At 43.1% G+C, this 12,578-nt stretch carries 6 protein-coding genes and 2 pseudogenes; 2 read left to right on the top strand and 6 right to left on the bottom strand.

Annotation, left to right across the window (positions count from 1 at the left end):
• Positions 1–36: 36 nt before the first annotated feature.
• Positions 37–4,023 carry a magnesium chelatase subunit H gene (locus MiAbW_RS04840; RefSeq protein ID WP_151695156.1) on the bottom strand — a complete coding sequence of 1,329 codons (3,987 nt, stop codon included), beginning with the start codon at positions 4,021–4,023 and terminating at the stop codon, positions 37–39.
• 855 nt (positions 4,024–4,878) lie between these two features.
• On the opposite strand from MiAbW_RS04840, the gene MiAbW_RS04835 reads away from it, so the two are divergent.
• Positions 4,879–5,754, top strand: a complete 876-nt coding sequence (locus tag MiAbW_RS04835) for an N-acetylmuramoyl-L-alanine amidase-like domain-containing protein (protein WP_151695155.1) — start codon at positions 4,879–4,881, stop codon at positions 5,752–5,754.
• Here MiAbW_RS04835 and lpxC read toward each other — a convergent pair.
• The 3 genes from lpxC to MiAbW_RS04820 form a co-directional block, all read right to left on the bottom strand.
• Positions 5,751–6,563, bottom strand: a complete 813-nt coding sequence (gene lpxC, locus MiAbW_RS04830) for a UDP-3-O-acyl-N-acetylglucosamine deacetylase (RefSeq protein ID WP_151695154.1) — start codon at positions 6,561–6,563, stop codon at positions 5,751–5,753. The two genes, MiAbW_RS04835 and lpxC, sit on opposite strands and share 4 nt — an antisense overlap.
• 78 nt (positions 6,564–6,641) lie before the next feature.
• Entirely contained in the window at positions 6,642–8,705 is a 2,064-nt protein-coding gene (locus MiAbW_RS04825) for a BamA/TamA family outer membrane protein (RefSeq protein WP_151695153.1), read from the bottom strand.
• A gap of 272 nt (positions 8,706–8,977) precedes the next feature.
• Entirely contained in the window at positions 8,978–9,856 is an 879-nt protein-coding gene (locus MiAbW_RS04820; RefSeq protein ID WP_151695152.1) for an Hpt domain-containing protein, read from the bottom strand.
• Between the two features lie 471 nt (positions 9,857–10,327).
• Here MiAbW_RS04820 and MiAbW_RS20530 point away from each other — a divergent pair.
• Positions 10,328–10,468 (top strand): annotated as a pseudogene (locus MiAbW_RS20530) (winged helix-turn-helix transcriptional regulator); the annotation flags it as partial.
• Here the strand turns inward: MiAbW_RS20530 and MiAbW_RS20650 are convergent.
• Both MiAbW_RS20650 and MiAbW_RS04805 read right to left on the bottom strand, forming a co-directional pair.
• Positions 10,465–10,806, bottom strand: a pseudogene (locus MiAbW_RS20650) (hypothetical protein). The pseudogenes MiAbW_RS20530 and MiAbW_RS20650 sit on opposite strands and share 4 nt — an antisense overlap.
• 134 nt (positions 10,807–10,940) lie before the next feature.
• Positions 10,941–12,572 (bottom strand): purple acid phosphatase family protein, encoded by a 1,632-nt coding sequence (locus tag MiAbW_RS04805; RefSeq protein WP_151695151.1) that lies wholly within the window; start codon positions 12,570–12,572, stop codon positions 10,941–10,943.
• Positions 12,573–12,578 lie beyond the last annotated feature (6 nt).

The raw sequence follows: 12,578 nt of genomic DNA, 5'->3' as shown, positions 1-12,578 counted from the left end.
TAATTAAGGTGGGCAATGCCCACCTTACTTTAGATTCTACTCGATTCCTTCGATGCGGTCCTCCACTTCTTGATAAAGTTCCTGTAAGCGGTCTAAATTCTCTTGAGAAGTTTCCCAGTAACCGCGACCATTAACTTCTAGCAGGGTTCCCACCATCTTGCGGAAAGAATTAGGATTGAGATTCATCAGACGCTGACACATTTCCTCATCTTGAATAAAAGTAGTGTTGACATCTTCATACACCCAATTATCCACCGCATCAGCAGTTGCCGACCAACCCATCGTATTAACCAAACGCTTCGATAATTCTCGGACTCCTTCGTAACCATGACTTAACATTCCCTCGTACCATTTGGGATTGAGTAACTTGGTGCGGGTGTCCAAGCGCACTGTTTCTGATAAAGTACGCACCTGAGCGTTAGCGGTGGTAGTATCAGCAATATAGGCCGCCGGTTTTTTGCCATCATCGCGTAAACTAGCGACAACTTTTGTCGGGTCCGAGTCGAAATAGTGGGAAACATCAGTCAAACTAATCTCGCTAGAATCCAAGTTTTGGAAAGTTGCCTCCGCAGTTTTTAAGGATGCTTCAAACAACTGACGATTATCGGCCATCATCCCCGGGTTATCGGAGTCGAAAGCAAAACCCTTGCGGTTGAGATACATATTCTGTAACTCTTTTTCATCTTCCCAACTGCTATTTTCCACCGCGAGATTGATGTTAGAAGAATAGGAACCGGAAGCATTAGAAAAGATGCGGGTGGCTGCCTGTCGAACCGTTAAACCCATTTCTTTTGCTTGTTCAATAGCGTGTTTGCGGACATAATTCATCTCCATCGGTTCGTTTGCTTCTGCGGCCATTTTTACGCCTTGGTCAAGCAAGTTCATCTGATTGATAAATAAATCCCGGAAGACACCAGAACAGTTGACCACCACATCAATGCGCGGTCTTCCTAACTCCTCTAGGGGAATTAATTCCAGTTTATTCACCCGTCCCAAAGCATCGGGAACGGGACGAACTCCCACCATCCAGAGAATTTGTGCTAGGGATTCCCCATAGGTTTTGATATTATCAGTTCCCCAGAGAACACAAGCGATGGTTTCGGGATATTTACCGCCATTATCCAGTTTTTGCCGTTCTAACAGACGATCCACCACAATTTTAGCCGATTTTACCGCCGCTAGGGTCGGGATAGACTGGGGATCTAAAGCGTGGATATTTTTACCCGTGGGTAAAACTCCAGGGTTACGGATGGGGTCGCCACCGGGACCGGGAAGAACGTATTCCCCTTCCAATGCTTTTAATAGGGCCCCTAATTCATTATCGGCACAGACCTGTTCTAAACAGAATTCTAGGTATTCAAACAGAGGTTTTAATGCGACCGGATCAACTTTTGGATAACCCATCGACTGTAAAGTTTCGATCCAAGGTGATTTCTTGCCTATATTCAAGAAATTCAGCTTAGAAAGCATCGATACCCGACCTTCTGCGTCGGTTTGGGACTCGACTAAAGTTGCGACGGCAGCGCGAGTCGCGAGGGTGATGTTTTGCAGTAGTTCCACATCTTCTAACACACCTCGATCGCTATTGCGATAAACTTCCTCTATATCCCGGCCGATGCTGTTGGCAATAATTCGGGGTAAGGAGAGTAAATCGTCCTCTTCCCGGTCTAAACTGGCAATATTGACCAAAGTTGCCACCGCTTCCAGCGCCGAAGGGGGTTTCCCAATAACGTGCAGTCCGCAAGGAAGTAAGCGCGATTCAATTTCCATCAGTTTGCGATAGACAGAACCGACGATATTATCCCGTTCCTCTTGACTGAGATGGGCAGTGTCACCATCAGGTAAACTTATATCCTTGTCAAGATTGACCAATAAACATTTATCGACAATGGTATTGACAATTTGCACCCCACGCCCACTATCCTTCAGGGTTTGGTAGGAACCGATCAACTCGCTTAGTTCTTTTAACCCTTTGTAGAGTCCAGCATTTTCTGCGGGGGGAGTGAGATAGGAGATAGTTTCCGCATAACTACGACGTTTAGCGATCGTCGCTTCGCTGGGGTTATTAGCGGCATAATAGTAGAGATTGGGAATCATCCCGATGAGGTTATCGGGGTAGCATTCTCCAGACATTCCCATCTGTTTCCCCGGCATAAATTCTAGGGAACCGTGGGTGCCAAAATGAAGAACCGCATCTGCTTTCCAGACTTGATTGAGATAGGTATAGTAGGCTGCAAAACCGTGGTGGGGACTAGCAGAACGAGAAAAGAGCAGACGCATCGGATCCCCTTCATAACCGAAGGTGGGTTGAACCCCGATAAAGACGTTACCGAATTCTTTGCCGTAGATTAATAGATTTTGTCCATCACTGTTGAGATTTCCCGGTGGTGGTCCCCAATTTTCCTCTAAACGGACGGAATAGGGAGTTAAGCGTTCGTATTCCGGTACGGACATCCGATAGGCGATATTTAGCTCCGGACTATGGTACTGTGCGGTGGCATCATGGATTACCGCTTCCATCAGTTCTTGGGGAGATGCGGGTAGATCCTGCAAGTCATAACCATTATTTTGTAACGCTTTCATCACTTCGTAGATGGAACCGAACACATCTAGATAGGCCGCGGTTCCCACATTCCCTTTATCGGGAGGGAAACTAAAGACGGTGATGGCGACTTTTTTATTGAGTTTCGGTTTCTTTCTTAGGTTAGCCCATTTTAGCGCCCGTTGAGCGATCGCTTCTACCCGGTCCTGTAAGGCGATCGCTTTACCCGTAGCCCCATCCCGGCCTGATAGTATAATAGGTTCGATCGCACCGTCTAATTCGGGAATGGCAATCTGTAGCGCTACTTGAATCGGGTGTAAACCTAAATCGCTTTCTTCCCATTCCTGGGTGGTTTGGAAAACTAGCGGTAACGCGCACATATAGGGACGATTGAGACGTTTTAAGGATTCTATCGCTTTCGGATGATCTTGTCGCGCTGGACCTCCCACTAAAGCAAATCCTGTCAGGGAAATTACCGTGTCAACGATAGCAACCGCTTCCACTCCTTTTAAGCTTTTATCCCAGAAGTATTCTTCTACCGGTTTGGAAAAGTCTAATCCCCCAGCAAAAACGGGAAGGACTCGCGCACCCATAGACTCGAATTCCTGCACGAGAGCGACATAATGAGCGTCATCACCAGTAACGAGGTGAGTTCTCTGTAAAATTAAGCCCACACAGGGAGCTAAGGGGTCTTTTAGGTCATCGGGAATATCACTGCGGTTATTGTACCAAGTGAAGTATTCCTTGACATCCTCGAACATTTTCATGGATAAAGGATGCCAGATACCCAGATCCGGATAAACTACCGGTTCTTTGTAAACTACGCTGTCATCCTTGTTATCGAAGACGTACTTATCGGCCAACATTAACAGGAAGTTCTCTAAATTTTCTGCGGAACCTCCTAGCCAATACTGGAAACTTAACATAAAGTTGCGTGCGTCCTGAGCTTTTTCGATGGGGAGGTATTTCAGGACTTGCGGTAAGGTTCGCAATAACTTTAACATCGCATCTTGGAAACCGGCGCCGGAGTTTTCCTTGCGCTTTTTCATAAAGTTAGCGATGACACTCTTAGACTGTCCCAATTGGGCCATGGAAAAGCTGCCTAATTTATTTAAGCGCATTACCTGGGGCATGGAGGGAAAGACGATCGCGGCGTCTAATTTATCCCGATGGGGACTGACAGCAGCCACGACTTTATCGGCTAAATCTTCGATAAAGATGAGAGAAGCAATGAAAATATTAGCTTTGGCTACATCCTCCTGAAAATTGCGATAATTTTCCCCATCGCGCAGTTCTTCGATTAAATAACCACTAATTTCGATCGCTAGTTTCGGGTTGTTAGCGTTGATTTCCCTGACGGCACTACTCAGCGCACTTTGGTACTGAGGTTCTAGCACGACATAGACCACCTTGACCAGCGATCGACCATTCAACGCGTCGGGAACTATATGACGAATGGTGGACTTGACGTGAGTGAACATATATGATGGTTCTCCTTATGATTGCTGAGTCTGGTTTTGCTTGCCCCCTGAGCTAAGTCGAAGGGAGGGATTTTCGTCATCTGATGATGATCGCCCTTTGCTTAAGGTATTTAGATATATATGTCTCTGTTTTGTATCAGAAAATGTCACCCCAATGAGCATTTACTCTGGGTTTTGACACAATTCGATAAATATCTTGCCATATTTTGTAACAGATGGTAAAGAGCTTTCTGAGTAACTGCTCAGGCTTTTCTTTACAAAAATTAATATTTAATCTATTGACTTTTAATTACAAAAGTGTTAATTCTTAGTTCCTCAGACGAGATGTCCCTGTTCAAACATGATCGGGGTTAAGATTCGAGATCATCTTATAGAGGGCTGCAAGTGCTATAACTCAATCAAGATAAGCTTTTTGTCCTTGTCCTAGACCTCTGGTAAAAATCAAAAATTGTTGTTAGGGTGAGGAGTCATCTAAATCCTGTTTAAAAAGTATAGGAAAGTCGGAGCGCCGGAGCTGCGGAGCTGCGAGAAACAATCGATAACTAGGCTGGAGGTTTACTAAAAATTATGTCAATGACTGAAACGCTCATTGATCATTTCTAATTCAATTTCATCAAAAAATTATCGGATTCCTACAGGGTTTTTGATCAAGGGAAAGTATAACTTGATAGGGTATCGTCTCGGAGTCTCCCCAAAACGAAAACCTCATAAATCACCATTAAGATAACTGCTATATGTAGTAGAATACAAAGAGAAATACCAACTAAACCTAGCAGATTTTAACAGTTGATAACTCCGATAGTTAATTTGTATTAGTCGGTGATAAACCCTATTATTTTCAGTAACCGATCGACAATGTTTTTTAATTGGATAACTTTACCCTATTTATTAATTAATCCTGTTTTAATTCCCTTGAGTATAGCTCGATCGGAAACTATTCTTGCTCAAGAAGTCAGGGATCCTAATTATCAAAAACTGGTGCAGTACGCTCAAAATCAACAACTCGATCGCTTACCCATGGCCGATATAATCCAGAATATCGCCACTCAATTTTTAGGAGCAAAATATCAAGCAGGATTACTCGATCACTCGGCAACAGAAAAATTATTTATCTCTTTAAAAGAGTTTGATTGTGTCCTTTTTGTGGAAACAGTTCTCGCTTTGAGTCACAATTTTGCTTTAAAAAATTATCAGTATTCTGCTTTTAGTCAGCAGGTTTTAAATCAACGTTATCGCCACGGTATTCTCGACGGTTATTGTAGTCGTCTGCATTACTTCTCCGATTGGATTAATGACAACCAAAAACGAGGTAATCTAGAAAATATTACTGCCAAATTAGGGGGAATTACTCTTGACAAAAAGCTCAACTTTATGAGTAAAAATCGCCCTCTATACCCCCAGTTAAAAACTCAAAGTAATTACGATTGTATTCAACAGGTAGAACAGCAATTAGAAAGCTTATCCATAACCTATATTCCCACCCCTAAGATTAAAGCCATTTATCCACAACTACAAGCAGGCGATATTATCGGTGTCGTGACTAATATTGCTGGTTTAGATACCACCCATACCGGTCTAGTTTATCGCTTTCCTGATGGCAAAATTGGCTTAATTCATGCCTCTCCTGCTGGTCAAGTTACTATTGCTAAAGACCTACAAAAATATATCAGTAAAGTGGACAAAGCCATCGGTATTTTTGTTGTTCGTACCCTTGATCCAAGAAATAATTAACCCTGAATTGCTTTAGCTAATTGAACGTGGAGTTTATGACTAGCTTTAAAAGCCATGTAATGGGCAGTGGGAATGGTTCCCAGTAAACTTAAATCACCAATTAAGTCCAATAATTTATGCCTTGCTGGCTCATTATAAAAGCGTAAAGGAGGATTTAACCATTGATTTTGATCGCAGACTAAAGCATTTTCTAAGCTGCCTCCTTTAATTAAACCAGCCTTTTGCAGATACTCAATTTGATCGGCAAAACCGAAAGTACGGGCGGATGCGATCGCATCTCGAAAACTTTCTTGATCAGGACTCCAACTATACCATTGATTACCGATCGGTTTATAGGTAAAATCAATACCGTAGGTAAAACGTAATTCAGGGGAAGGAATCGCCGCCACAAAAGCATCTCCTTCGTACAACCAAATCGGTTGAGAAATAGTTAAATCTGATGGAGAAAAAGAGTTATCTAAACCAGCATTTTTGATCGCTTCTACCCAGATTTTAGCCGAACCATCAAGGAGGGGAATTTCCGCACCATCCACCTCAATGCGAGCATCCTCCACCCCCAAAGCGGTTAAGGCAGCTAATAAATGCTCAACGGTTCTAACCTTTGCTTCTCCCCGTCCCAATTCCGTTGATAAAGTCGTTTGGTAAACCGAAGAAACTAGAGCGGGAATAATCGGTTGATTGGCTAAATCTCTGCGGACAAAATAACGTCCTTCTCCTGGATTTGCCACACAGACGCGCACCCGTGTTATCTCCCCCGAATGCAGGCCAATTCCCGATAATTCAAATTGTTTAGCGATAGTAGAACCCATAATTATCAAGTAATAAAGCTTTGATCAGTGAACAGCAAAAAAAACTAAATTTATCGATAACTGATAACTGATAACTGATTAGAATCGTTCCCCGATACCGAAATGGATACGAGAACTACCATCGACATTAAAACCGTAGTCAACCCGAATTTGGCCGACGGGAGATTGTACCCGAACACCTAAACCGTAACCGAGACCAGTACCGGGTAAATCCCGGACAATACCGGGTTGACCGGGGACATCGCCTTGGGAACCAACAGTAGTGCCGAAATCGACAAATAACGCCCCCCCGATAATTGCGACAATGGGAAAACGATATTCGGCCGTCGCTTGGAAATAACTGCGACCGCTACCCACTTCTCCCTCGGCGTAACCCCGTACAGAGTTACTACCCCCTACGATAAAAGCATCGTAGGGGGGCAAATCCCCTAATACCGTCCCTGCTTGCACATTAAAAGCGAGGGATTGCTGACCTTTAAAAATATCGGTTTCAAAGAGATTCAAGGAATTAATAAAGCGAACGGGGATAAAGTAACTGTAACTACCCCGAACACGAGTGCCGAAAATACTGCCAGAACCGACCGGAATGGTTTGTTCTAAACCTAGACGCAGGAAAGAACCACTGGTGGGCTGCAGGGGATTGTCGCGAAAATCTTGAATAGCGCCAATATTGAGGGAAAGTAGATCATCAGTCCCAGAGGAACTAAAAGACAGTTGTTGACTGCCAAAACCATTGAGAGGTGCCGACAGGGGGGAGATGTCACCATTGGCATTTTGCACCTGTACCTGTTGATAGTTAAAGCCTAGGGAAACCACCCATTTTGGTTTCGTAAACACATCGGGGGCCAAAGGACGGACAAAAGTAATACCGCCACCCGTCCGGACGATACGGGGACTATCATTATCGTTAAGTGTCCGAATTGAGGAATTTTCCCCATCATAAACCAGAGAAATCGATTGTCGCCGGAAAACGTTGACCGTGTAGGAAGTGCGGAAGTTATCCGTGGCAATCCAAGGATCGGAAAAACTCAGATCAAATAAAAATTCCCGTTCCCCTAATTGGACTTCTGACCCTAAAGTTTGGTTATTACCGCCAAAATTGCGCTGTTGATAGCTGACAGTGCCGAATAGGCCTGCATTTGAGCTAATACCACCCCCAGCGGCCAGGGAACCGGTATTACCTTCCACCACATCGACGTTAACGACCACCTCCCTTGGGTCGCTGCCCGGGGAAAAAGACAGACGCACATCCTCGAATAAACCAAGACCGAAAACACGCTGTAAATCCTGTTGGGCTGTATTGCGGTTAAAAATATCCCCCGCTTTTAGGCGCATTTCCCTAGTAATGATAAATTCTCTGGTTTTACCCTTGACTGGTTCCTGTTCGACGTTAAAGTAGCGTACTTGAATTTTTTCGATTAAACCTTCAGAAATGACCAGAATCACCCGACCATCGGGAGTGACTTGCGGCGCACCAATCACCTGGGCTAGATCATAGCCGTTTTTGCTGTACCAGTCATTGATTTTTTTTACCCCCGCCTGTAATTCCCTCAAATTCAGGGTTTTGCCGTATTGACCAGCGAAAATTTCCTCGACCACCCCGGCAGGTAAAATTGATTTGTCCACGGTTTCTGGGGCAATTTGAATCTGTACACCCTGAAAAACGGGGTTAGGTTGCACCTCAAAGGTAACTCGCACTCCTAGGGGCGTATCTTGGGGAACTGCCCGCACATCGGCAAAAAAGCCCGTGGCAAAAACGGCGTTAATATCTTCTTGTAGTTGCGATCGAGTCGTGCTTCGTCCGGGTCGGGTGCGAATGGTATTATAAACTAGATTTTCTAATTCTCGATCGGCCCCTTGTACTACCACTTCGGCCACCAAAACCCGGGATTCCTCGGCCTGGGCTGGTGGGGCTGTTGTGGGAGTTTCTGGAGGGTCTGGGTTTTCTGGCGGTGGTGCCACGGGTGGAGTAGTTTCTTCCGTCGCGGGAGGAGACTGTACTAGCTGCTCGACGCGGGGAAAAACCGTCTCTGGGGGTTCTTCTTGGGCAATTGCCGTTCCTTGAAATAATCCGAAAATAGCCAGCAGCAGGGCCAGCGAGGAATATCGCCTCGAAAAATTGAGATTTTTAAGCACTTCCACACACCCAGTAACACCATTATGGTTTTGTTTGTTTTCTCTACCCGAGAAATTTAACGAACGTTAAAACTCTAGCAGATCACTTACTCTCCGTAAATCCCAGCTTGACCGGTGACTAAAGAGAAACTGCTTCAGGTCTGACATTAGTCAGCCGTCAGCATTAAGTTTTCATCTTGCCATATCTTAGCTTTTTCTGGTTTGGCTCTATCCCCAATTCACGATCTAGGATTATTACCACCTCGGTTGGTGAACAATTAATTACACCAGCGCAGATGTTAACGTCTCGTTTGTAATAACTGTACCAGTTGCGAGACCTGTTGGCGATTGAACATTTGCCGCAGGGTACTAGCTACCAATTCCGGTTCTAGGGTAATCAGGATTTGTGGTAATTTAGCGGTGGCTAATAATTGCAATTCTTGACTGACGGTGATTTCTTCCCCGCGACCCCATTCTAATAAATCACTAGCTTGTTTTAATTCTTTAATAATAACCGGGGCGAGAGTACGATAGGAATGTTTGGGGTTGGCCAGTGCTAGTTGGGCATTTTTAACTAAATATTGCCATTTTCGCTGTTCTGGAGCCAATTGAGACAGAGATAAAGTTAATTTTTGTAATTGCTGACGGGAAGCACTGGTTTCTTCCTGTTTGAACAGTTGTAACATCTGTTTGAGGATATCTCTGACGCTGATGGAGATAGAAGAGGCTGCCGCCATAGCTGGGGTAGATTTTCCTTGGCCGAGAAGATACTTAAGATGGACCTGTAATTCGGCAAAAGTCGGTTCACCGTTTTTAACGATCGCGTTAGCTTCCTCGGCTTGCAAACCTAAAGGTTCCTGCAGCTTATCAATCAAGATATGAAGCAGATCATAACCCTTGAGGAACAAAGATTCTAATTTTTGATCCACTTGTATGGGATTTTCTTTCAGTATTTTGAAAGCATCCTCAAGACGGTGGGCAGTTTTTTGGATACTGCTATAACCTAGCATGGCCGCCCCCCCCTTGACGGAATGGGCGGCACGAAACATCTCGTTAATCTGTTCAGTGTCGTCCACGAGATTGCCTAAGTCTAAAATTCCCTGTTCCAAAGTTTGCAGGTGTTCTTTTGCTTCTTCGATGAAATAGCCGAGAATTTTCTGAGCGTTAGCGGAGTCCAAGGTTTTATCCCCCTTATCACAATGCTGTCTAATCCTAGATTGCCCAGTTTTTCAGGAAATATATCAGTTATTAGGCAATGGCTAAAAAAACTAGACCAGACGGACACAAGCTAAGTTCAAACGCCTGCCCACAAAGGTTCTCAGCTTCTCTTGCCCAAAATAGATGCAGCAACGGCAGGCAAAAAGCTAAGGAAAGAATCGGGGATGGGAGCAAGCTGACTAGAAATTATACTATAGCGGTAAGCGCTTGAGTGAGATACAAACCAAGCTTTGCCTAGCATGGTTTATAGCTCGTGACACTGTACCTCATACGACTGCACACCGCTATAAATCCGTTGAGTATTAGGCTACATATCAGGACAGGCAAAAGGTAAGAGGCAAAAGGGGAAATAAATAATCAGTTTTTAATAACCAGATTTAGTATTATTATTGACTCGTGGCAGCTAGTCAACTGCTTAGAGGGAATTAGAGTTAGATGGACTGATTCACCGAGAATTTGATCCACAAATTCCTCCCAAAGTTGAATACTCTTTAACCGCTTTCGCAGAAACCCTGAAACCGATTATTCTGCCAATGCCCCAATTAGGAATTGAGAAAAATACCAGACTTTAAGGTTTTAAATTTCCTCCTCGAATAAACCAAGTAATTGTGGCACTGGTAAAAGCAGTGATAGCGACAATAGCTATTTGTTTCCAGTTTTTTAATTCCCCAACTTTCTCGATTAAATCGGGAATTTTTTGGGTTAATATTGCTTAGAATTGAATTGTTCCTTCAATTTTAGCCGTGATAATTTTGACTTCTGTGATTTCTTTGTGTAGGTTAATAAATTGCTTGTTATTTTCTTCTCTTAGGGTTTCTAGTTGTTGGCGATTATCTTCCTTTAGCGTATCAATTTGCTGGCGGGTTTCTTCTCGCAGGAAACTTATTTGCTCGCGGGTTTCTTCTCCCAGGTAACTTATGCGCTTGCGGTTTTCCTGTCGCATTGCCGAGAGCAAGTCTTTCAATTCTTGAAGATCATTGCTAGTAACAGTAGTCATACAATTAACCCCAAGAGAATCTATTTAACCACCAATCTTTAATTTTATTATACTTCACCTATGCTAAAAAGGTCAAATTCATCAAATTTAATTACCTCGGAGTCAGGATAACGAGTATCAAAACGATAACTGCTCACGGTTCCTTTTTCTGTATCTAAAATGCTAAAAACCGTTACATCATTACTGGCAATATAGGGCAAAGGTTGATTAACCCAATCCACAAGAGGAGCAATATTCGGGATAATTGCTTGTAATCCATTGGGATTACCGATCGCAGCATAATTTCTATCGAGAGGTACAGGACGTTTTTTATCACCTAAATAAGCACCATAACTATTACCAACGTTAGAAGATTCGAGAAAATTCATCCCCTTAGGACTAAGAAAACGATTCCATAAATGAGAATGACCATAAAAAACCAAATTAACCTTGGCAGATTCTAATAAAGGAATTAGATCACGAATAATATAATCATTTTCTTGGGGATAATCATAGCCTACCGATGTAACTTTTCCCGTGGCATCCCGTTGAATTGTCGGCACGGGATTGGTGTAGGGTGGAACGATATTTCCTCCTAGACTATGGGGAGGATGATGAAACATAACTACTTTATATTTAGCCTCTTTAAATTCTCGACTATTTAACTCTTTTTCTAACCATTGATATTGAGGACTACCCTGGACAATTGGCTCAAAAATATGCTGACCATAACCCCAGCGATCGGGTTTGTCTAAATCTCTTTGATTTTCGTAATATCTTCCCCTGGCACTGGGTTCTAAATTGGGATTTCTCCAGATATTAGTAACATATAAAACCACTAAATGAACATCGCCAAAGGTCAGAGAATAATATTTATTTTGAGGCAAAGAAAAAATTTCTTCGTAGGTTTCTGTATTGAAAGCATTATTTTTTAACCAGTTTTCATTAATTGCTGCTGTATCCTCTGCTAGTTGTTTAGCAATAAATTGAGGGATAGCATCTTCAAACTGTTCATTTAAACCTCTGGAATTAGAAAATCTGCCCATAACTTCATGATTACCAATAGCAGGAAATAAGGGCGCATTTTGAATAATTTCTCCCCCTTTATAAATAGTCTGAATACCATTTTTTGTAAGAGTATAATTAGCCCTTCCTTGTAAACAGGGAAAGAATGCCCCACCGCGACTATCATCAAACCATTCGGAAGTTCGATCGGGTATATTAACTAAATCTCCCGCTAAAAAAACTGCATCTACCTGTCCAATAGTTTCGCTAACTTTTTGCAAATTAGCGGCAGTCATGGGCATTAATTGATGATCAGAAGTGAGCAGAATTTTGAGATTAGTTCCTTTTTTGGGTCTTGGTGTAAGGGTATAAATATCACTTCTAATCGCTGTATTTTCCTGAAAACTGGTGACTTGATAGGGAACCCTTTCCCCGGAATTTAAATCAGTAATTTCGGCCTGATGTCGCCAGATTTCTCGTTCGGTTAAAGATGGATAAGCTTCAAGGGCTCTCGATTTAGCATCTTCTCTAACTCTAGTTAATTTGCTAGTGCGAGCGCAGGCAATTTTCTCTAGTTTTTCCCCGTAGCGCACCTGATGACGAGTGCCAAAAAAATCCGTAAACCAAATCACTTGTATGGATGTTTCGGTGGGTAATTGTAAAAAAGGTTCGGTTAAAAGTTGATTCTTGTTCATTATCGC

The sequence above is a fragment of the Microcystis aeruginosa NIES-4325 genome, from assembly GCF_008974145.1.
GTDB lineage: Bacteria > Cyanobacteriota > Cyanobacteriia > Cyanobacteriales > Microcystaceae > Microcystis > Microcystis aeruginosa_G.
Note: the sequence above shows the minus strand (reverse complement) of the source record. Positions and strands in the feature narration are given on the sequence as shown.

Excerpts from the sequence above, each read along its gene's own strand:
- MiAbW_RS04835 (WP_151695155.1), top strand. The coding sequence starts at position 4,879 with ATGTTTTTTAATTGGATAACTTTACCCTATTTATTAATTAATCCTGTT.
- MiAbW_RS04840 (WP_151695156.1), bottom strand. The coding sequence starts at position 4,023 with ATGTTCACTCACGTCAAGTCCACCATTCGTCATATAGTTCCCGACGCG.
- MiAbW_RS04805 (WP_151695151.1), bottom strand. The coding sequence starts at position 12,572 with ATGAACAAGAATCAACTTTTAACCGAACCTTTTTTACAATTACCCACC.
- lpxC (WP_151695154.1), bottom strand. The coding sequence starts at position 6,563 with ATGGGTTCTACTATCGCTAAACAATTTGAATTATCGGGAATTGGCCTG.